Genomic DNA, 22,587 nt, shown 5'->3' with positions numbered 1-22,587 from the left:
ATTTAACTTTCTACTTACCAAATCTCATGACGCTCCTTACTTCTTAGATAGTTATGGTACAATACTCATTATTATATTTTTGTTTTATTTTGTACTATACAAGTTAATTATTACTCCAAAATCAATACTGCCAAAACATCAAAGTAATAGTTATAAGTCTACTAATCTAAATAACACTTCTATAACACATTTAAAAGCTGCTTTACACCGTTTAATTGTAGAAGAAAAATGGTTTAAATATCAAAAAATAACAGTTGATGAAGTAGCTAAAGAATTAGGAGTTCCAAGACAGCAAATTTCTGAAGTTTTAAACATTCATATGAAAACTGGATTTCAAGATTTTTTGAATAAAAATCGTGTAGAAGAATTTATAACTTGTCTAAAAAAAGACTCATATAAAAACTATACACTTTTAGCAATTGCTTATGAAGTTGGGTTTAGTTCAAAATCATCTTTTAATACTATTTTCAAAAAACTAAAAGGTATAACTCCCAGTCAATACAAAAAACTATTAAACATACAAACTTCTAACTAAGATAATTCTCCTACTTTAAAATAACAAACAAAGTTTACAATCGTTCATAAAGCTTATTTTGAACGATTTTTTCTTTTTAAGAATAAGAACATAAGACAATAAAAACAAACAGCTAACGTCTAAAAAACACGAAATACGTCTATAAAACGTATTCTGTACTTATACTATTTTCAAACAATAGTTTCTCTATATACTTTTGAACCAAAATTCATTTTTAGTAAACTACCTACAAGCGAGTTTACAAATCTCTCATGATAAAAAGCTCTTAATTTTCTAAGCATACTTCGGGATATTAAATCCTTTAAAGGTGTCAATAAAGTAATAGCTACTATATAAATTTTTGAGGATAAAAATCATATTTCTAAAAATCTAAATCTATGTAACATTATTACTTAAATTATTAAACATGAATACAAATTTTAATTTAGTTATTGTAATTCCCTGTTACAATGAAGCCAAACGACTTAAGGTCAATTCTTATACAAATTTCCTACAAAACCACAAGAATGTTCTTATATACTTTGTCAACGACGGTTCTACAGACACTACAAATCAAGTTTTAGAAAAAATCAAAAGTTATACTCCTACTCAAGTATTTTTAATGAATCAACCTAAAAACTTAGGAAAGGCAGAAGCTATTAGAACTGGTGTTTTACAATGTGTAAATAAATTTCATACTGAAAAGATTGCTTATTTAGATGCTGATTTATCAACCTCATTAGAAGAGTGTGTTCATATTAGTAAAAACATTTCTGAAACAACTTATTTTGCTTTTGGATCTCGTATTGCAAAATTAGACAGCACCATTCAAAGAAAATTATATCGTTTTTTAATTGGTAGAACTATTGCTACCCTTATCTCTAAACAACTCCAATTAAAAGTATACGATACACAGTGCGGTTGCAAAGTCTTTAAACAATCACTAAGCTTTCTTCTTTTCCAAGATAAATTTATTTCTCGTTGGTTATTCGACGTCGAATTATTCCATCGATTAATAACTATTTATGAAAGAAATCAATTAAAGCTTCTTGCTAAAGAAATTCCTTTACAATCTTGGCATGATACTGATAGTTCAAAAATTCCATTAAGCTACTTCTTTAAACTCTGGATTGATTTACGAAACATTGGTAAAACTTATAAAAATAATCGCAAACAACTTGTTATACAACATGAAACAATACTTAAATAAACACATTTTTTTTAGGTATGCCGTTATAGGGTTATTAATTTTAAGAGGATACCTTAACTCTGTACTTCCATTAATGGATAAAACGGAAGCACGCTATGCTGAAATTGCCCGTATAATGGCAGAAACAGGTAATTGGATTACTCCCCAAATAGATTATGGAATCCCTTTTTGGGCAAAACCTCCCCTATCTACATGGTTATCAGCTCTGAGTTTTAATATTTTTGGTGTAAATGAATTTACAGCCAGATTTCCTTATTTACTATTAACTATAGCTATGATTTTTTTAGTAGGTAAATATGCGAAAAGAGTACAACATCCTTTTTTTCTTCCAGGATTTATATTACTCACTACACCAGAATTTTTACTACATGCTGGTGTTGTTTCTACTGATACAGCTTTGGCTTTTTGTATAACTTTAACTATGCTTAGTTTTTGGGAAGCGATGCTAAATAAAGCACAATGGTATTGGAAATACCTTTTATTTATTGGTCTTGGCTTTGGTTTATTAGCTAAAGGACCTATCGTTTTAATTCTTACGATTCCTCCAATTTTTATTTGGATTCTTATTTATAAAAAAACAAGAATCTTTCTACAGAGAGTTCATTTGACAACTGGGGTACTACTTATTTTAGCTATTGCACTACCTTGGTATATATTAGCTGAAATAAATTCTCCTGGTTTTATAAATTACTTTATTATCGGCGAGCACTTTAAACGTTTTTTTGATTCAAGTTGGTCAGGAGATAAATATGGATTTCCAAAATCACAACCTATAGGAGTTATATGGGTTTTCTTATTATTCTTTGCTCTTAAATGGATTCAAATAACATTGTACAAACTATGGAAAAATCGCAAAATACTCTTTCAAAATAAGTGGGTCTGTTTTTTAACTCTTTGGTTATTTTGGACTCCCCTCTTTTTTACTTTTTCTAAAAGTCTTATACATCCTTATATTCTACCTACAATGGTTCCAATAGCTCTTTTAATTACTCATTGGTTTCATACCTTTAAGAAAAAAAAGCTACTTTTAAAATTAGCATTAATTATTCCCATTACATCACTAATCTTAATCATTCCTGCTAGCATTTTAAAATACACAAGGTACTTTGCTCCTACAGATAAATATTTAATAGAAAACAATGTACTAGTAGGCAATAAAACCTTTCATTTTAAAGAAAAAAGCTACTCTAGTCAATTTTATTCAGAAGGAAAAATAAAAAGTATTTCAACCGAAAAGTTACTTGAGAAAACAACCTTTAATACCAATTCTTTTAGACTCATAATAAGCAACAAAGAGTTTAAAAAACTATCTCTATCTACACAAAAAAAACTACAACTACTTGATAAAAATCATAAAAAAAGCATTTATGGATACTTTAGGAAAATAAGATAATTCTATTTAACATTCTTTTAACTAACCTCCATTAAACTTTTAGGCAGATTTGTTGTCAAACAAGCTTTATAAATTAACATGATGAAAAAACTTACACTACTTTTTATTTTACTTATTAGTTTTACAGCTGTTGCTCAGCGTACTACAAAAGGTATTGCTTCTAAAATTACTTTAACGGGTAAGGTCTTAGAAACAAACTCTAAGCAACCTTTAGAATATGCAACTTTAGTATTAACAAACACCAACACAAACCAAGTTATTGGAGGTGTTACAGACGTTAACGGAAACTTCTCAATCGATGCTTCATCTGGCACGTACAATATAAAAGTTGAATTTATAGGGTTCAAAACTAAAAGTTTAGGAAATCATGATTTAAGTCAAAATAAAAACTTAGGAAATATATTACTATCCGAAGACGCCGAGACATTAGATGAAATTGAAATAATAGCAGAAAAATCGACAGTAGAAATACGTTTAGATAAAAAAATATACAACGTTGGTAAAGATATGACTGTAAAAGGAGGAAATGCATCTGATGTTTTAGATAACGTCCCTTCTGTTAATGTAGACGCAGAAGGAGCTATTAGTCTACGCGGTAACGAAAATGTTCGTATTTTAATAGACGGTAAACCTTCTGCTTTAGTAGGCTTAACAGGAACAGACGCTCTTAGAAATTTACCTGCAGACGCTATTGAAAAAGTAGAAGTTATCACTTCTCCTTCTGCTCGTTACGACGCTGAAGGTACAGCTGGTATTTTAAATATTATTCTTAGGAAAGGAAAAATCACAGGTTTTAATGGCTCTGTAAACCTAACTTTAGGAAATCCTGATATGGTAAGTATTTCTCCAAATCTTAATTACAGAACAAAAAAGTTTAATCTCTTTTCAAACCTAGCTTATTCCTACAGAAACGGACCTGGTAACTCTAATAGTTTTTTCACAAACTTCAACAAAGATGGTGATATTACTAGTTATAGAGATGAAGACAGAGTTTTTGATAGAAAGAGTAATAACTATAACGGATCCTTAGGGTTAGAATACTACATTAATGATAAAAGTTCTATTACCGGAACTTTCTTTTATAGAGATTCTAAAGATGATGATGTAGCTACCAACAATACTACTTTTTTTGATAATAATAGAGTTATAACGAAAGAACAGGTAAGAATAGAAAACGAGAAAGAAGAAAATACAGATATACAATACTCTTTAAACTATACAAATAATATTGATGATAAAGGACAAAAACTAATTATAGATTTACAATACGGTGAAAGTGATGAATTTGAGCCTGCCGATATTTTTGTTGACAGAAACCTTTCTGAGCGAAATAGACAAACAACAACCTCTAAAGATCGCCTTTTTCAAATAGATTATGTATTGCCTATTGGAGAAAAAAGTCAGTTTGAAGCTGGACACAAAGTCACCTTACAAGATTTAAATTCAGACTTTAGAGTACGTGATGCCCTTGGAAATCCATTACCGAACGATCCTTCAAATGCAATTGAATTCAAACAAAATATTTATGCGTTCTATACTCAGTTTGGAAGTAAAATTGATAAGTTTTCATACCTGTTAGGTTTAAGAGCAGAAGTTACTGATATTGATTTAACAGTGTTTACAACCGACCAGTTTAAAGAAAAGAATTATACAGAGTGGTTTCCAACAGTAAACCTAGGGTATGAAATCAATGATAGTGATAACATTTCATTAGGGTATAGTAGAAGGTTACGTAGACCACGTCATTGGTTTCTAAACCCATTTGAAACCAGAAGTTCTGCAACCAATGTATTTAGAGGAAACCCTGACTTAGATCCTACCTTTACTAATTCTGTAGACTTTGGCTATAACACACGTATAAGTAAGCTAAACTTAGGAGCTTCTTTATATTATCAATACTCTACCGATATTATGCAAGGTGTATCTATTTTAGAACAAAGAGTTATAGAAGGAGAAACAACTAACGTAACAGTTAGACAACCAGTGAACCTTAACAATGAAAGTCGTTATGGGTTTGAATTTACAACTAACTATAATCCTACTAAAAAGGTACGATTATCAGCTTCATTTAATTACTTTAAATTTAATACAGATGCTTTTGCATACGTATATACCGCTGCTAATGGAGACCAAGTAACAACCCCTTTAGACGAGGTAAATGAAAGTAGCTGGTTTGCACGTTTTAACTCAAGGATTACCTTACCTTGGAAACTACAATGGCAAACACGCTTAATGTATCGTGGAGCACAAGCAACAGCTCAAGATAATAGAAAAGGAATGTTTTCTGCTAACCTTGCCCTGAGTAAAGACTTGTTTAAAGAAAAAGCTTCATTGGTATTAAATGTGAGCGATTTATTTAACACTCGTAAGCGAGAAAGCACTACTTTTCTATATGATGATGAGGGATTACTTAACACTATTAACGACGGTTCTTTCCAATGGCGTGAGCGTCAAATAACATTAAGCTTTACCTATCGCTTTAACCAAAAGAAAAAAAGAGAGCGTCCAGAACGTGAATTTGACGGTGGTGGCGAAGATTTTGGGGGCTAAACTAAATCAAGACGAAGAATAGGAAGTTAAAAACACTTCCTATTTTTTTATTATAAATTTTTAACTCTCTATGTTATTTTTAACTAAGTTGGATTTTATAACAACTTAGTTAAAATCGTAAAAACTTTATAAATAAAAAATGCTCGCAAAATTGCGAGCATTTTTATTATATCATATTAAAAGCTTACTTACCCTCTTCAGCAGCTTTTTTAGCTTCTTTTTCAACTTCATGTTTTCCCAGATAGTTCCACCAATCCAGTAAGGAACTACAAATGTTAATAAGAAAATTAACAACCAAAATCCAGCTGTAAAAATAAACATGAATAATACCAATCCTGAAAATTCTGAAAAATCTAACATTTGTTTCTTATTAATAATTGTTATGCCACAAAATTATAACTATTTTTCTTTTCATCCAATAAAATCTGATAAAAATCACTATTAAAAACTATTAGAATTTGTAATTTTGAACATCATTAATTTTAAGCATTTTAAATCATTCCAAATGACAAAATATAGAATTGAGAAAGATACAATGGGACAAGTAGAAGTTCCTGCTGATAAATATTGGGGAGCACAAACCGAGCGTTCTCGTAACAATTTTAAAATTGGTCCTGCTGCCTCTATGCCATTAGAAGTTGTATATGGATTTGCATACTTAAAAAAAGCAGCTGCTTTCACTAACGCTGAGTTAGGTGTATTAGCTACTGAAAAACGTGATTTGATTGCACAAGTATGTGATGAAATATTAGCTGGAAAGCACAACGACCAATTCCCATTAGTAATCTGGCAAACAGGTTCTGGTACACAATCTAACATGAATGTAAACGAAGTTATTGCTAACCGTGCTCACGAAATCGCTGGGAATGTAATTGGTGAAGGTGAAAAAACCATCCAACCAAACGACGATGTAAACAAATCGCAATCTTCTAACGATACCTTCCCTACTGGAATGCACATTGCTGCCTACAAAAAAATTGTAGAAGTAACCATTCCTGGTGTTGAACAATTGCGTGATACTTTACAAACAAAAGCTGAAGCTTTTAAAGATGTGGTGAAAATTGGGCGTACACATTTAATGGATGCTACTCCCCTAACCTTAGGTCAAGAGTTTTCTGGATATGTTGCTCAATTAAACTTCGGGTTAAACGCTTTAAAAAACACCTTAGCACATTTAGCACAATTAGCGTTGGGTGGAACAGCGGTAGGAACTGGATTAAATACACCTGCTGGTTACGATGTGTTAGTTGCTAAATACATTGCTGAGTTTACAGGACTACCATTTATAACTGCTGAAAATAAATTTGAAGCTTTAGCTGCTCATGACGCATTAGTTGAAACTCACGGAGCGCTAAAACAATTAGCCGTTTCATTAAATAAAATAGCAAATGATATTCGTTTAATGGCTTCCGGACCTCGTTCAGGAATTGGAGAAATCATTATTCCTGCAAATGAACCAGGATCTTCTATTATGCCAGGAAAAGTAAACCCAACTCAGGCAGAAGCTATGACTATGGTTTGTGCACAAGTAATGGGTAACGATGTTGCGGTAACTGTTGGTGGTACTCAAGGTCACTACGAATTAAACGTTTTTAAACCTATGATGGCAGCTAACGTATTACAATCGGCTCAATTAATTGGGGATGCTTGTGTATCGTTTGATGTAAACTGTGCTGCTGGTATTGAACCAAACCAAACAAGAATCACTGAGTTATTAAATAACTCATTAATGTTAGTTACGGCATTAAATACTAAAATTGGATATTACAAAGCTGCTGAGATTGCAAATACAGCACACGCAAACGGAACTACTTTAAAAGAAGAAGCAGTACGTTTAGGATACGTAACTCCAGAACAGTATGACGAATGGGTAAAACCAGAAGATATGACAGGTAGCTTAAAATCATAAAAGCCTTACTTACCATAGATATAAAAAAACCACAACATTTTGTTGTGGTTTTTTTATTGCATATTGTATTGTCTCATTCTAAAATAATGTTACCCTAAAAGAAAAGACTAAGCATCTTGCATAGTATCGCAAATAACAATTTCTCTTAACAACACAGATTGTGGTAACTCATATGCAAACTTTATAGTCTTAGCAACATCTTTAGCAGTAATATTAACAGCTCCTACACTCTCTTTCCACTCATTATATCCTTTAATTATTGTATCATCCGTAGTATGCTCGAGCAATTCTGTTTTAACCGCACCAGGTTCAATTGTTATCACTCGCACGTTAAAGGGAGATAACTCTAATCTCGCTGTTTGTGTTAACCCACGAACACCAAACTTACTAGCACAATATGCTGCATGATTTTCAAAAGCTTGATAGCCTGCCATAGATGACAAATTTATTATAGTTCCACCTTTACGTGCCTTCATACCTGGTATTACTGTTTGCATACCATGCATCACTCCCATTACATTAACATCTAACATTTTTTGCCATTCATTGGCATTTTGTGTTTCAAGGGATCCTAATAACATAACCCCCGCATTATTTATCAATAAATCAGTTTCTCCATAAACAGCTTCAGCCGCTCTTATTGCTTTTTCTAATCCCGTTTTATCAGTTACATCAACTTTTTTACACAAGGTATGAGGTAAATTTAAAGCCTCCATCTTTTCTACCCTTCTTGCTAATAATAAAAGAGGGTATCCGTCTTCTGCAAACATTTTAGCCATTTCTAACCCAAAACCAGAACTAGCTCCAGTAATAACTACTAATTTTTTATCTTCCATAAATCATTCCTTTGTTATAATTATTTTTTATACTAATTTAAATTCAACTTTACTACTAGCTAACTATTTTATTAGCTTTTACAAAGGTACATTTCAAAAAAAACTACTCAAAATACTATTTTTGTATCTTAATCATAATTTATAATTATAATGGAAGAGCGTTTATTAAAGTTTTTTATTGCTGTATATGAAGAAAAAAACCTTACACGTGCGGCCAATAAATGTTTTGTTTCTCAACCTAATATTTCTAACGGAATAAAATTATTTGAGAGTAAAATGAATTGTACTTTATTTAAAAGACATCAACGAGGTGTCGAGCCTACAAACGAAGCACACTACCTATACCCCATAGCTAAAAGAATTTTAAATGAATTAAATGATTTACCTAACATATTTACAAAAAGTGCGTTTAAAAATGAGGTTAAAATTGGTATTGCAGATAGTTTACCACAAGAATACAAACTACAATTTATAAAAAAGGTTATGAATTAAATAGTAATGTATTTTGGACAGTAAATCATTGTAATGAAAATAATGAGATTAATTTATTAGTTAAAGAATGGAAGAAAGAAGAAGATTTGTTTTTACCACTATGGCAAGAAGATTATTTATTATGTATTCCCAATGGACATAAATTATTAGCCAAAAACGAAATTGATTTGGTAGCAGATTTAAAAGATGAAAACTTCATTCATTGTCCTCCTTGTGAAGCTCATAAACAATGTATTTCTATCCTAAATTTTGCTAATAAAACTATTAATACTGTAGGTAATTGTAGTACAAAAACTGAAACTTTAACTTTATTAATGGCGGGTTTAGGTTTAACTTTTTTACCTGAGTATTTTATTGATGGTTGGTATGGTTTTGAAACTAGGCCGTATAAAGGCCCTCGTTATTATAGAGAAGTAGGTTTAGCTTACTCTAGGCACAGCTTACAAAACCCTGCTATAGCAAAAACCATTAATTATTTTTCAAAAAACAAACTTAAGGCAAATAAATTTAACAATTTCGGGTATTATTTTAAACCGTGATTCTTTTTCTCTCAAACCATTACTCTATAAGTTTTATTTATAAACTAACAATTTTCTACATTATAAAGTAAAAGCATACATAGAATACTTTACTTTTTAAATGATACTTTAGTTTTTAATTTTGAGCGATGATTAACTAACAAAATAATCATTAAAATAAGCTTAAAAAATAGAAAACCACAACAAAATGTTATGGTTTTCTATTTAACGAACTTTTAAAATAAATTATATCTCTTGATATGTATAGGTTTTAGCTATTTCTTTTATTCTTTCATTAGTAACAATTCCTTTTTGTACCTCATAATCTTCAGCGATTTTTCTTGGTATACAAATTACTCCGTTAGATAATTTTACGGTGTACCCAAAATGTTCATTTATAAAATGCTCTTTATACGAACCAATATTCTTATCTATTAAACTTGCTTGTTGGGTAATACCTATTACCCCTTTACTGTTCTTCTCTGTCTTTATCATAATTATTTATTTTAGATTTTTAGTAGTTACTTTTTTTATTTTCAAACACATAAACCACTATAATACACTTTTATACCTATGCGTTATGTACTCTTAGCTCAATTAAAAAAATAAAAGGAATGTAGTAAGGATTACTTTTGCTTTTTCAAAGGTTGAAGATACGAATAACAAATAGTACTACAAAAGATATACGTTAATTCTATAGAGAATTTCTACTATTTATATCTATAAAAAGTATTCAACTACTATTGTCACTAACATCAGTGAGTTTTACGAGTATCCTCTCAAATCTAAATATCAACAACTAATACTCGAAAACCTAACGCTTAAGAGTTTCTTAAAACCAACTCTAACTTATATTCCTTATTTTTAAAGGTATATAATGTCAAACTAAAACTAACCAAAAAATGACAAACCCCTCACAAAATCAATCTTCATCATGCTGGAACTGCGATGGAGACATTACCCAAGTTACACAACGTTTAAAAGAAATGTTTGTAGAAATGGGGCAAAAAACCCGTATTGAAAACGGACAACAACCTGCCGAGAGAGCTGTATTTAGAAAACAACACGGTATCGCTTACGGTCGTTTTGTGGTAAACAAAGACATCGAAGAACAATTCAAAATCGGAATTTTTGCTGGTGATACTTACGAATGTGCTGTTCGCTTTTCAAGTGATACTGGACCAACTTCTCCCGACTTACATTCTACCTTAGGAGTCGGTTTAAAACTCTTTGGTGTGGAAGGTCCTAAACTATTAGGAGACGGTACCAATTCCGATTTTATCTTTCAAAACATCGACCGTTTTTTTGCACGTGATGCACAACAAATGTGTAGCTTTACCACTGCTGGTGTTATTGACCGTGATTACGATTCATACATAGCAAAACATCCTGAATTAGCTAGTATTTTAAAAGCAATGACCAAAGAAGAAGCTAGTGTACTAAGTGCTAGCTATTGGGCAATTCTTCCTTTTAAATTAGGTGATTCACAAATTGTAAAATATCGTTTAGTTCCTGAAGACACTTATAAAGGAACTCCTTTTAACGATAACAATTACTTAGGTATCGATTTACAACAACGGTTGTTAACCAAAGAAGCGACCTTCCGTTTCGAAATACAATTGCGTACCAACGATGCTACCATGCCATTAGATGATGCTCAGGTAGTTTGGAGTACAGAAGAAAGTCCGTATATCTGCATTGCTAAATTACACTTGCCTCAACAAGATGTAGCTAGTATTGGACAAGCCGAATTTGGAAGCAATTTAGCCTTCAATATTTGGAGAACTTTACCTCAACATGAGCCTTTAGGTTCTATTGCGCAAGCAAGAAAAGTAGTATATGCGGCAAGTGCCGAAGCACGTCATCAAGCCAACGGACAGCAATTACAAGAACCTAAAGAAATCAATCCACAGTTTGAAGGTAACACCGATGAAAATAGCGACTGTATTGTAAAAGCAGGTATCTACCCTCCTATTGGTGTCATGCGTGTAGGAAATAGTGAACACGAATATTTTATTGGTCCATTAGTTGACAATCCTGAACCACAAACCGATCCCTATGCATACAGAGATAAAACAGGAGCCTTAAAAAGACAAGCAGCACAATTTAGAATCTACGGATTCAATGCTGCTGGAAAAGCGGTAAAAGAATTAACTGCTGAAAATGCAAAAATTACCTGGCATAGTCATTTAGCCAATCAAAAATCATCTTGGTATCAATTTAACATTGCCTTAGATATTCCTGAAGCTGCTGATATGCCTCCTTCTATGTTACGTAATATTGATGTAAAAGACCGTAACTCTTTATTAATTGATGGAGGTGCAAAATCTATTACCGGAACCAATGTTACCGAAGGTCCTTTCTTTGAAGGTGAATTTCTTTCGAAAAAAGTATACTTAGGTGAAATGCGTACGGATGAAAAAGGACGTCTAATCATGTTAGGCGGACATGGAAAATCGGAAAACATCAACGGAGATATCGCTATTACTTTTGCCAATAACGAAGGTTGGCACGATGATATTTCGGACGGTCCTGTTACTGCGGAAGTAGAATACGAAGGAACAAAATTAAAAGTAGACCCTGCGTGGGTTATTTGTGCTCCGCCAGATTATGCACCAATGCAAAAATCGGTACGTACGATGTGGGATTTAATGCGCGACGTTGCTGTAAAATCTAAAATGTTGGTACGTCCTGTAAGACCTTCGTTTACCAAGGATATTTTACCAATCTTCCAGCGTATGACCGATTTACAATGGGTAAATGCTGGTTTTGCAGGAGCTTTTGGTTTTGGAGGTCAGTTTGATTACACCACAAACGAATGGATTAAACGATTAGGAAATCCGTCGCCTGCCTATATGGAAATGCGAAGAACGATTTCTAACAACTTCCGTCGTTTTGATGTATCGGGAGCAGAAGCACCTCAACTATGGCCTTGGCTATATGGTGATGCAATCAGCATTCCTTCTACGGGGTCTGTTCGACAACATGCTACCTTATCAGACTTACAATTAGAGTTTTTAGATCAATGGGTACAAGGTGATTTCGATGCTGATTATGTGGATATGACTGGATGTCCCCACGTTCCTAAACCGCCTACCATTGACGAACTTCCAGTTTCAGAACAACCAGATATGCTCACCAAAGCTGCCATGGAGTTTTGTTTGGCAGATGCTTTCCACCCAGGTTGTGAAATGACGTGGCCTATGCGTTCTTCTGGTATGTACATGGCTCCTTTTAGAATTAAACATGCACCTAAAACACCGCCTGTTAATACTACGTATTATGGTCCAATGATGAATAATGATACATTACCATTGGCAAAAGGGCCTATTTTAGGCGGACAAGTAGCTGGGGGTATCACGCGTTGGATGGCAATTCCTTGGCAAACAGATACGGCAAGTTGTAGAGACGGATACACTAGTGAATACGATCCGTATTTACCAACGTTTTGGCCTGCGAGAGTACCAAACAACGTTTTAAATGAAGAACGTTATAAAGAAACAATGGATACGAATTTATCAGAGGAAACCCGAATTCAAGCCTTTAATTTCCGTTCCGATTGGTTAGACAACCTTCCCTTAGATGGTGAAGCACCAACCTATACGAATCAAATTAATAGCATGATTAAGTATTTTGATAAGCTAGCCGTGGTTCAAAAGCGTCCAGGAGTTCAGCATGATCCAAATTTCCCTGAAGAAATGCAAGTGGGTATTACTCCTACTCCAGAACAAGAAGCAGCATTATTAAACGCTACCATACAAGAATTACAAGGTGTTTTAACCGCTAAACATGCGTTAAAGAAAGGACTTCAAAATACAATAGATGCAGCCGTAGATAAACTATCACACGATAATTTATTAAACGAGCAGTTGGTATTGGAAGATGCACAACGTAGTTTATTAAGCTTAACGGAAGATGAACTAGCAAAAGACTTTAAAGCAACACCCAATGTTATTAAAACCATACATTTAATTGCTGCTAAGTTACATCATATGAAACAGTCTGATTCACATCAAGAAGCAGCTCCTAAAAGAGTGGAAGTTGGTATTCCTGAGAAGATGACACGTTTTTCAAGATATATTCCTAAATAATATACGAATTGAAAGAATATACTAGTACTACTGACATACTAATTATAGGTGGTGGCATTGCAGGTTGCATTGCCGCCATTTCTTTAGTTAATTATTATAATGTTACCATAGTAGATAAACAACTTGAACCTGTTGATAGAATTGGAGAATCGCTAGCGCCTGCTGCACAACGAATTTTAAAAGAGTTAGATTTACTAGAAAATGAATCGGATGCTGTAAAACAAACCATATTTCGTAATAATTTAGGAATGCAATCCTATTGGGGAAGCAATCAACTTCAAATTGTCGATCATTTAAGAAACCCCGATGGCTTCTCTAGAAGCTTGGATAGAAAAGAGTTTGAAATTTACCTAAGAAAGGTTGCTATTGAAAGAGGTGTTGACTGTATTTGGGGAACACGTCTTTCTAATAGCTCTTATGAAAATAATTATTGGAAAATAACCACAAAGTCTGATGATTTAAAAAACAGAACCACACATACTATTCATGCAAAATTCGTAATTGACGCCACTGGTAGACAATCACATTTCACCAAAAGCTTAGGTATTCAACGTACATCGTATGATAAGTTAATATCTTGTTGGATGAGCTTACCTAATACCCAAGAAAATACCATGAGCACCATTGCTACTGATGATTTAGGTTGGTGGTATAGTGCTGTAGTTCCCGATAATAAAAGGGTCATCGCTTTTCAAACGGATCCTGATTTAGTGGATAGAAACACTTTTAAGCATGTAAATACATTTTTATCCTTTGCCAAAGAACACAAACTCATTCAGCCTTTAATTGAAGGTAACGAAACTACTGTTAACTTTCATGGTACGGTAAGTGCTAACTCTACTCGTTTAGAACAAGTAACAGGTAAACAATGGGTTGCTTTGGGTGATGCAGCTATGAGTTTTGATCCACTTTCTTCTCAAGGAATGTTCAACGCTATGGCAAATGCAATGCAGCTTCAAAAACTACTTATTAACTATGATTTCATTAAGGATTTGGACTCCACTAAGGAAGAGCAATTCAATAGATTATATGAAAACCAACTACAACAAGTTTGGAATCATTATCTAAAACATAAAAACTTTTTCTACAGTACTGAGACTAGATGGAAAGAAGCTCCTTTTTGGAAAAGACGAGGTATTAGCTGATAGTTTTACGGACAGATTACTTCGTCATATCTTCCTCTTAATGAAGATAAAAAGAAACAAAAATAAAGACTTACAATAAAAGAATAAGAGTAACTCTTTTGAGTGAGATTCCTCACTATCGTTCGGAATGACTGTTCTTTTAGGTAAAACATACCAACAACTAACAAAAATAAAACCTCCTCAGTAACTAAAATAGACTGGAGAGGCTTTTTTGTAAAGTCAATCTTAAAAACGTTACTTTAAGCTGTTTTTCATAAAATCTTCTACTTCTTGCTTCGCTTTAATAGCTTCAACTTCATTAAATGTTTTTCCTTGTCCTCTTAATAAGTAAGCGTTAAACACATGACTTATATACAATGGTGATTTATTATCTGAAAAACCAACTGTATTATGACAACTAAAACAGTTTGCTAAATTGTCTGCTTCAATATCTTTTAAACTACTTTTAAAAGTTTGTGTGTAGGTTTCCATAGTAACATTAGCACAGTTTACCGACCCTCTTGCTAACGAAGTAGATTTTGGTGTTGCCTTTCCTATATTTTTTCCTAAACTATTTATTTTCGCTGTTTGCTGTTCAGGAGTCATTCCATCAGTATCAATCCATAGAGAACCATTATAAAAATAGTTTTTCCATACATCGGTTAAGTTTTCTTTTACACAAGTATTAAGATTTTCTATATTATCAAAGTTCATAGGTTCTTCTTGACTTGTCTTCATAAAGTTTCCTAAACTATCTCTTGGAACTCCATACTTAAATAAATCGTATGCTTTGTATGGTAATTTCACACTATCATTACTCCATGTAATTCCATCAATTCCAGTAGTACTAATTTTTTCAAAAAGTAATTTATCAGTAGCAGAAATTGCTTTGTTTTCTTTCCAATTGTAGTTTGGTGCTAAATCGTCGTGTTCAAACGTAGCCCAAATAAATTCTGGATGATTCTCTACAATACCTACAACATGCATTCCTAATAAAGCTACCTCAGTATTCGTATATGTTTCTCCATCTCTACTTAAAGCCGCCACTGTAGTATAATAATTACCTATCTCTTCTTCAGCAATTGCAGTTACTGGTGTCCATGATACTTTTAACTCTAAAGAACCTACCGGAAAAGATGCTTGGTTATTTCCACTTAAAGTTCCGCTAATTATAGAGTCTCTATACTTTCTTGAAGATTCTTTCATCGTAGGGCTTACGTGAATTGAGTAAAATACTGTTTCTGAAACACCTTCTTTGTTATACGCAGGGTTTGTTTTTAACGTTCCCCCCGATCCTGCCTGAGCAGTATCTACTAAAACCAAAGCAGCTCCTTCTTTTTGCTTTACATCTTGCATATGAGCCGTTACTTGATGCATTTCTTTTGGGTTTAAAAATAGAGGTATTTTTACCTTTAATTTTATTGGTGTAGGTTCACCTCGTGTTATAATAGGCAATAACACAACTTCTTCAGTTGGTTTTGTAAGCCATAAAAACTTTTGCCAAGACCATTGGTGAAAAATTGCATTGGTTGTGCTCGATACATCAAACGGACTTCCTTTTCCTTCTGCAGGAGGTGGAGTTTGTGTATGAGGAAACCAATTACTTTCACATAAACTATCTTTGGCTGTTTGGTTATAAACCATTTTGGCTATTGGTTCTAAAACATCATTTTCTTTTTTCTTCTTTTTACAAGAATTCAAAAACACAACACCCATTACAAGCATTGCATTTAAAATAAGTTTGGCTGTTAATTTCATTGTTTAATTTTTTAATAATAATTACAAATTAGGTAGTTTTATTCTTGTTTGTTAAAAAGATGCCATAAACTATTAAATTACAGTTATAAAGAGCTTTTTTTTGATACCAAGTGTAAGTAATATTTATACCTTATACTTAAAAAAATATTTTATTTATTAAATTGAGCCAAAGAAAAGACTTAGTTTTGTAATCCTTTTTTTAAAAAAATTAAACAATGAATACACACGAAGAATATATGAGTGAAGCTGTAAAAGCAGCTTTAAAAGGAATGCAGAACAATGAAGGAGGTCCTTTTGGGTGCATTGTAGTAAAAGATGGAGAAATTATAGGCCGTGGAAACAATAAAGTTACCTCTACCAATGACCCAACAGCTCACGCAGAAGTAACTGCTATTCGTGATGCTTGTAAAAATATAGGTTCTTTTCAGTTAGATGGTTGCGTGGTGTATACCTCTTGTGAACCTTGCCCTATGTGCTTAGGTGCTATTTACTGGGCTCGTCCTGATAAAGTTTTTTACGGTAGTAATCAACAAGATGCTGCTAACATTGGTTTTGATGATGAGTTTATTTATAAAGAAATTCCGTTACCATACGAAAAGAGAAGTATTCCGTTTGAGCAAATAGGACGCGATATTGCTTTAGAACCTTTTCAGAAATGGTCTGAGAAAGAAGATAAGATTGAATATTAGAATAAAATCCCTTTGTAGCTTTTACAAAGGGATTTTTTTAGTATCTTAATATACTTCTACTTCTTTGGCGTATAGTTTATTTTTGATAATTTCACACCAGTATTAAACTCAACTAAAAAAAGCTATGCAATTAACACAAGAAGAAATTAAGGAATTAGAAAAACAATTAAGTTGTCCTGAAGGAAAATTAGGCGTTGAAGTTGGAAAAAACATGAACGAGACTAATATTAACATGACTTTAAATACTATTGATTCTTTAGAGTTAGAAGACAATAACTCAGTTTTAGAGCTTGGTCATGGCAATTGCGGACATTTACAAAAGTTATTAGCCACAGCTAACAATATAAATTACTTTGGGTTAGAGATTTCTAAGACAATGCACAAAGAGGCTGGCTAAAGCTATTAATACAGCTACACAAGCTGAATTTTCTTTATATGACGGAGAAACAATTCCGTTTAAAAAAACAATTCTTTTAATCGTATTATGAGTGTAAATACAGTTTACTTTTGGTCTAATCCCCAAAAACTAATAACTGAAATTGAACGCGTTTTAAAACCCAGTGGTATTTGTATTTTAACCTATGCTAATAAAGAGTTTATGAAAAGCTTACCTTTTGTGGGTGATAAGTTTCAGCTTTTTGGTACAAAAGAAATGGAAACACTTGTTAGTGCTTCTTACTTAAAAATTGACGAGCTTATCCATAAAATTGAACAAGTTACAAGTAAAACAGGTGATTCTGTAGAACGAACCTATACCTTAACCAAATTAAAGAAAGAATAACACTATTACATACTAAGTAAAGTAATGGATATTTATTATCTATGAATAAATAGTTTGAATTCAAACCATTTATTTATAGATTTGCATTATGCAAAAATTTACAACAGGAAAACTTATAGGTAAAACATCACGTTTATTAAATAAAAGCCTTACAAATTCTTTATCTGAAGAAGACTTATTTATTACATCTGAACAATGGATTATACTACAAATTTTAAGTACAGATTCAAAAAATCAAAAAGAATTGTGTGACATTACTTTAAAAAATAAATCTAGTATTAATAGCCTTATTAAAGGTTTATTAAAATTAAAATTAATTACAAAAACTACTTCTTTAGAAGATAAAAGAAACTCTATAATTTCTATATCAAATGAAGGAATCAATATAAAAGAAAAATCTAACAATATAGCTTCAAGTATTTTAGATAAAGCTTTAAATGACTTTACTGAGGAAGAAATAAATGAATTAAACAATTACTTATTAAGAATAATAAAAAACCTAATTTAAAATATGAATATTTTACTTATCGTTGCACATCCTAAAAAAGAGAGCTTCTCTTTTGCTATGGCTGAAAGAATATTAAAGCAAGCTTATGAAAAAAAACATAATATTGATATAATTGATTTATATAGGGATAAGAATCAACAACCTTTTTTTTCATTTAATAATGCCAACAATGTTCCTATTACTAAGGAAATGAAATATTATCAAGATAAAATTAAAAATTCTGATCGACTTATTTTTATTTTTCCTTATTGGTGGGGAGGTATGCCTTCAATTCTTAAAAACTTTATTGAATGGAATTTATCTAAAGGATTTGCTTTTAAATATGTAAACTCAAAACCTGTTGGATTACTATCTAATAAAGAAGTAAGTGTTTATACTACAAACCGGTGCTCCTTCTTTTATTTATAAAATTACTGGCGCAAATAGTAGGATTAAAAAAACTTTTAAACAACAAATTATTAATTTTTGTGGTATGAAACTTATTTCTTTTAATATTTATGGTGGACTTGATAAAAGTAATATTAATACTGAAAAGATTCTTGAAAAAATTGTTTTATAACTACTTTGAAAAAATTGTTTTTTGTATGAAATCAAAAAATTAAATGTATATTTAATCCACCTCCAAAATGCTGTTTTACATTTATCTAAACAGCATTCATTTTTTTATAGTCTCTTTATATCTCACAACACCTAACAAACATTTTTCTACACACGCACCTATTTTTATCTTTTTTGTTGTTTTAAGTTACTCCCCTTATGCGGGGAGCATCGTTCCCCTTACCGAGGGAGTATCACTCCTCTTAGGCTTCGGGTTTTGTCCCGATTAGGCTTGGGGTGTCGTCCCAATAAAAAGTTACACTTTTTTATCTTACTTTTTTTTATATTTGGATGAGTAAAAATTGCTATATCCTCCATTTATTCTACTGTGTAAAGTACGTATTGGTAATTTTATCACGTATATAAACATGTTAGCAAAAATTAAAGAAAATGAGAATACTAAAATTAATATTATGTCTACTCTTACTTAATAGTTGTAATAAAAAAACTAAAAACCCTATACTAATTGATAAAAGTATTATATCCAAAATTGACAGTATTGTGGAAATAAAACAATATGGAAGTCACAGTATTGGACAATTAAATTTTAATATACGTGATATTAAAAACGTTAATGAATTTTATAATGATAAGTCTTCTGACTTATTTTCTTTTCTTAAAACTCAAAGAGGCTTAAATATGAAATTCATAAAATCTGTTTGTAATTGTAATTTATCTAATGATACTATCAAAATTATTGGTGGACAAGGGTTTACAGGAGGTGTTGGTTTCTTTTTAAAAAATCTCTATATAAAGATAGTATTTCAGGAAAAGTATCTTTATCAACTACTAAGAAAGTTTATTCCAAATCAAAAGAAGAAAAAAAAGACCTCTTTGACAACATTAATCTTTTAACTGACGAAATTAAACTGACAATAACAAAACCTATAGAATATAAGCTAAACGAAACTATAAAAGGAAAAATATACTTAAAAACAGAGCCTTTTTATCAAAAGAATATAAAAGGAGAAATAAAAAAGATAGTACCCTCTTTTGATATTATTTTCACTTGTAAATTAAACAAAATAACTTACAACAATATATAAAGAGAGTTGCCTGATTCTACCCTATTTGTAAAGCCATAAACAAGACTATTGAAATGACTCACTTTTTATTAAATGATTCTCAAGAATATATTGAGGAGACTTATGAGGAAGCTAAAACTAGGTATGTGCTATTCGGGAAAGATATTTATCAGATTCTAAAAGAACATGAACCTGAAATTTTCAATAATTTAAAGTTTTTTAAAAAGCAACTAAACTTATTGAAAAGACTACTTGGGGAGAAGCTGAGACCGAAAATAGTTATGCAATATATGACGAAGGAAAAGTATCTTTTGCCATACAATTAGAGCCTATGCCAGCTGTTATTTGTTTACATAATGAGCAAACTCAAATAGAAATTGGAGACTGGGACGGAAATGATTATTACGCGGAATCTATAGAGTTTATAAAAAAAGAATTAATGACAGCTGTGATAAAATAAAAAGGTGTGAAATGAGAATAACAAATACATTACTAATTGCATTCTTCTCTTTAAGTTTATTAAGTTGTAACTCAAAAAAGCAATTAGAAAACAAGTGGGATAAACTTACTAAAGCTGATAGTGAACAGGTTGAAATTAAAAGGATAGAAGAATTAAGTGATTTTATTTCTAAAATAAATGGGCATTTTAAAATGAATGGAATTACTCAAAATAAAGACACTTTAAACCTATTAACACAAACAAAGGATTCTATAAAAATAGCCCATATAAATCTTATAATTTACTGGAAAGAAAACAGTTTCCATGCAAAAAACTGGAAGCCTATAAACCAAAATAATATTTACTTATTTTTTAGAGAATAAATAATAGTAATGCTATCTGCTAATTTTAATGACGTATATAGACTATGTTACTTAAAAATATCTTATTCTATTGCGTTAGTTTTATGTCGTCTATTGTTATTGTATAAATCCAATCAATTAAATGTATATTTACCTCATAGCTAACTGTTTTTTATCAAATTAATAACAAGTTTAATAAATATTGTATGAAAAAAATTGCCTTATTATTTCTTTTTTTTCTTGTAAACCTAAATATTTTTAGCCAAAAAAAAGAAAACTTTAAGCCTGGTGTTTCTTTAATTGAATATAAAATAATGTCAGATTTAACTTCTCAAAATTCTATTCTTTTTATTTTTGAAGGCGATACCCATCTAATTAATTTTTACCTTGATTTAAAAGAAAATTTAGTGAAAGGTTTAAAAATTCAAAAGTAAAGGTTGACTTTAATTATGAGTTATTTTCTAAGAAACCATTTAAATCTGATTTAAGTTTAATTCCTAAACAAACATCTTCTAAAAATAATTACGATCTTATTTGTTCAATCTCTTTATTAAATTTTAAAAGTTTTGACGAGCATTTAATAAAAAAAAGGAAACTAAATTATAATTTAAATCTAAAATTTAAAGAGAAGAAAACTAATGAACTTATTAATACAGCCATCATAAATGTAAATAGTTTTTTATACAATTACTACTCAAAATAAAAACTTAAGTAAGGTAATTTATAATTTAATTAGCAATTCTCCCCAATCATACAAGTAACTTATAAATAATTGTAAGAAAAAGAGCACAATTAATAAAATATTTCAAAAGATATATTACTTAGACTACAAACCTTGTAATGTGAATGATTATTGACGAAAAGACTTTGTTAAAACAACATTATAAAAACTAAAATTGATAAAAAGTTACATATAAAAGCAATAATTAAGTATTTATGACGCCTCAAAAAGATCAAAACCAATTCAATGTATTAAAAATATACCTAAAACAGTTTGAATACTTGTTCGATAATAAACCTAACATTTCAGTTCTAAAAGTTGGAGAAAAATTTATTCTAAAAAAAAGTATTGATAATTTTTTAAGTGAGAATAGTATTTACTTTTTTGAAAATAATACTTCTAGAGTTGAGCAACTATTTAAACAATTAATTTATAATATTGAACCAATATATTTGAACATAATTTCAGATTTAGATAATTACCAAACCTTACGTAACAACTCCTTTACTAAATTAGTTCAAATAATTTCCTACTTCACTATAAAAAGTAATAACTGGCATTCAATGATGCATTTTAATTTAAATTCCAATAATAAAACAAACTTTTTAAAACAAATTTGTGCTCATCATACAAATAGCTTAAAAGATATAGAAGCTACAAAGTTTTACAGAGATGTAGCTAACCTTCCAGTTGATGATATAATAAGTTACACGTTACTTTTTTCTGCTGAATATCTAGTAAGAAAGATTGAAAGTTGTAAAATTATATTTCTTAAATCTACAGATGACGCACCTTGGTTTACTAGCGATAGTCCTGTTGTTATAAAAAATGAAATTATTACAGAAAAAAGTGAAATCTACTTTCCTATAAACCGCACATACCTCGCTTACTTATATTTTGAAAATTCTAACCTTAAAAGAAATAAATTACAAAACTTGAAGACAAACAGTATTCATTTAGTAAATGATCAACTTAGTTGGAAGTTACAACAAATAATTATGAAAAATGCTGGCAATAATATTATCTTTTAAATATTAATTAGATTATAGTTTATTAAAAAATTTCACCAC

The 22,587-nt window shown here is 31.0% G+C and carries 22 protein-coding genes and 1 pseudogene; 19 read left to right on the top strand and 4 right to left on the bottom strand.

The window, feature by feature from the left end; all coding sequences use genetic code 11:
- Positions 1–79 precede the first annotated feature (79 nt).
- The 4 genes from ACXIHB_RS01485 to ACXIHB_RS01470 all read left to right on the top strand — a co-directional run bounded on the left by ACXIHB_RS01485 (position 80) and on the right by ACXIHB_RS01470 (position 5,667).
- Positions 80–535, top strand: a complete 456-nt coding sequence (locus ACXIHB_RS01485; RefSeq protein ID WP_462098727.1) for a helix-turn-helix domain-containing protein — start codon at positions 80–82, stop codon at positions 533–535.
- 406 nt (positions 536–941) lie between these two features.
- Positions 942–1,724, top strand: coding sequence for a glycosyltransferase (locus tag ACXIHB_RS01480; RefSeq protein ID WP_462098726.1), 783 nt, complete (start codon positions 942–944; stop codon positions 1,722–1,724).
- Positions 1,705–3,117 (top strand): ArnT family glycosyltransferase, encoded by a 1,413-nt coding sequence (locus tag ACXIHB_RS01475; RefSeq protein WP_462098725.1) that lies wholly within the window; start codon positions 1,705–1,707, stop codon positions 3,115–3,117. Before ACXIHB_RS01480 ends, ACXIHB_RS01475 begins: the two co-directional genes overlap by 20 nt.
- A gap of 78 nt (positions 3,118–3,195) precedes the next feature.
- A complete protein-coding gene (locus tag ACXIHB_RS01470; protein ID WP_462098724.1) occupies positions 3,196–5,667 on the top strand; it encodes a TonB-dependent receptor in 2,472 nt (823 codons plus the stop codon).
- 171 nt (positions 5,668–5,838) lie between these two features.
- Here ACXIHB_RS01470 and ACXIHB_RS01465 read toward each other — a convergent pair whose 3' ends face one another.
- A complete protein-coding gene (locus tag ACXIHB_RS01465; RefSeq protein ID WP_462098723.1) occupies positions 5,839–6,027 on the bottom strand; it encodes a hypothetical protein in 189 nt (62 codons plus the stop codon).
- 145 nt (positions 6,028–6,172) lie between these two features.
- Here ACXIHB_RS01465 and fumC point away from each other — a divergent pair, with 145 nt between their 5' ends.
- Complete coding sequence (fumC, locus tag ACXIHB_RS01460) at positions 6,173–7,576, top strand: class II fumarate hydratase (RefSeq protein ID WP_462098722.1); 1,404 nt, start codon at positions 6,173–6,175, stop codon at positions 7,574–7,576.
- 107 nt (positions 7,577–7,683) lie between these two features.
- On the opposite strand, the gene ACXIHB_RS01455 is transcribed toward fumC, so the two are convergent.
- Complete coding sequence (locus ACXIHB_RS01455) at positions 7,684–8,412, bottom strand: SDR family oxidoreductase (RefSeq protein ID WP_462098721.1); 729 nt, start codon at positions 8,410–8,412, stop codon at positions 7,684–7,686.
- Between the two features lie 150 nt (positions 8,413–8,562).
- Here ACXIHB_RS01455 and ACXIHB_RS01450 point away from each other — a divergent pair, with 150 nt between their 5' ends.
- Both ACXIHB_RS01450 and ACXIHB_RS01445 read left to right on the top strand, forming a co-directional pair.
- The gene (locus tag ACXIHB_RS01450; protein WP_462098720.1) at positions 8,563–8,904 is read left to right on the top strand and encodes a LysR family transcriptional regulator; all 342 of its coding nucleotides are present in this window, start codon (positions 8,563–8,565) and stop codon (positions 8,902–8,904) included.
- An 86-nt stretch (positions 8,905–8,990) separates the two neighbouring features.
- The gene (locus ACXIHB_RS01445; RefSeq protein ID WP_462098719.1) at positions 8,991–9,443 is read left to right on the top strand and encodes a LysR family transcriptional regulator substrate-binding protein; all 453 of its coding nucleotides are present in this window, start codon (positions 8,991–8,993) and stop codon (positions 9,441–9,443) included.
- Positions 9,444–9,668: 225 nt separating this feature from the next.
- Here the strand turns inward: ACXIHB_RS01445 and ACXIHB_RS01440 are convergent, their stop codons facing one another.
- On the bottom strand, positions 9,669–9,917 hold the full coding sequence (locus ACXIHB_RS01440; protein ID WP_159616018.1) for a hypothetical protein: 249 nt from the start codon (positions 9,915–9,917) through the stop codon (positions 9,669–9,671).
- Positions 9,918–10,324: 407 nt separating this feature from the next.
- On the opposite strand from ACXIHB_RS01440, the gene ACXIHB_RS01435 reads away from it, so the two are divergent.
- Positions 10,325–13,513 (top strand): LodA/GoxA family CTQ-dependent oxidase, encoded by a 3,189-nt coding sequence (locus ACXIHB_RS01435; RefSeq protein ID WP_462098718.1) that lies wholly within the window; start codon positions 10,325–10,327, stop codon positions 13,511–13,513.
- 8 nt (positions 13,514–13,521) lie between these two features.
- Positions 13,522–14,658, top strand: coding sequence for an NAD(P)/FAD-dependent oxidoreductase (locus ACXIHB_RS01430; RefSeq protein ID WP_462098717.1), 1,137 nt, complete (start codon positions 13,522–13,524; stop codon positions 14,656–14,658).
- 234 nt (positions 14,659–14,892) lie between these two features.
- Here ACXIHB_RS01430 and ACXIHB_RS01425 read toward each other — a convergent pair whose 3' ends face one another.
- Positions 14,893–16,395 carry a hypothetical protein gene (locus ACXIHB_RS01425; protein ID WP_462098716.1) on the bottom strand — a complete coding sequence of 501 codons (1,503 nt, stop codon included), beginning with the start codon at positions 16,393–16,395 and terminating at the stop codon, positions 14,893–14,895.
- Between the two features lie 215 nt (positions 16,396–16,610).
- On the opposite strand from ACXIHB_RS01425, the gene ACXIHB_RS01420 reads away from it, so the two are divergent.
- The 10 genes and pseudogenes from ACXIHB_RS01420 (at position 16,611) to ACXIHB_RS01375 (ending at position 22,548) form a co-directional block, all read left to right on the top strand.
- Complete coding sequence (locus ACXIHB_RS01420; RefSeq protein WP_159616026.1) at positions 16,611–17,084, top strand: nucleoside deaminase; 474 nt, start codon at positions 16,611–16,613, stop codon at positions 17,082–17,084.
- Between the two features lie 124 nt (positions 17,085–17,208).
- Complete coding sequence (locus tag ACXIHB_RS01415) at positions 17,209–17,481, top strand: hypothetical protein (RefSeq protein WP_462098715.1); 273 nt, start codon at positions 17,209–17,211, stop codon at positions 17,479–17,481.
- 78 nt (positions 17,482–17,559) lie between these two features.
- Positions 17,560–17,865: pseudogene (locus tag ACXIHB_RS01410) on the top strand (methyltransferase domain-containing protein); the annotation flags it as partial.
- An 88-nt stretch (positions 17,866–17,953) separates the two neighbouring features.
- On the top strand, positions 17,954–18,373 hold the full coding sequence (locus tag ACXIHB_RS01405) for a MarR family winged helix-turn-helix transcriptional regulator (RefSeq protein ID WP_349264884.1): 420 nt from the start codon (positions 17,954–17,956) through the stop codon (positions 18,371–18,373).
- A gap of 3 nt (positions 18,374–18,376) precedes the next feature.
- Positions 18,377–18,781, top strand: a complete 405-nt coding sequence (locus ACXIHB_RS01400; RefSeq protein WP_462098714.1) for an NAD(P)H-dependent oxidoreductase — start codon at positions 18,377–18,379, stop codon at positions 18,779–18,781.
- 579 nt (positions 18,782–19,360) lie between these two features.
- Positions 19,361–19,825 carry a hypothetical protein gene (locus ACXIHB_RS01395; protein WP_462098713.1) on the top strand — a complete coding sequence of 155 codons (465 nt, stop codon included), beginning with the start codon at positions 19,361–19,363 and terminating at the stop codon, positions 19,823–19,825.
- 501 nt (positions 19,826–20,326) lie between these two features.
- The gene (locus ACXIHB_RS01390; protein WP_462098712.1) at positions 20,327–20,455 is read left to right on the top strand and encodes a hypothetical protein; all 129 of its coding nucleotides are present in this window, start codon (positions 20,327–20,329) and stop codon (positions 20,453–20,455) included.
- 11 nt (positions 20,456–20,466) lie between these two features.
- On the top strand, positions 20,467–20,817 hold the full coding sequence (locus tag ACXIHB_RS01385) for a hypothetical protein (RefSeq protein ID WP_462098711.1): 351 nt from the start codon (positions 20,467–20,469) through the stop codon (positions 20,815–20,817).
- A gap of 185 nt (positions 20,818–21,002) precedes the next feature.
- Positions 21,003–21,230, top strand: a complete 228-nt coding sequence (locus ACXIHB_RS01380; protein WP_462098710.1) for a hypothetical protein — start codon at positions 21,003–21,005, stop codon at positions 21,228–21,230.
- Positions 21,231–21,732: 502 nt separating this feature from the next.
- Positions 21,733–22,548, top strand: a complete 816-nt coding sequence (locus ACXIHB_RS01375) for a DUF4238 domain-containing protein (RefSeq protein WP_173361016.1) — start codon at positions 21,733–21,735, stop codon at positions 22,546–22,548.
- The last annotated feature ends 39 nt before the right edge of the window (positions 22,549–22,587 follow it).

Source organism: Tenacibaculum sp. IMCC1, assembly GCF_054906355.1.
Note: the sequence above shows the minus strand (reverse complement) of the source record. Positions and strands in the feature narration are given on the sequence as shown.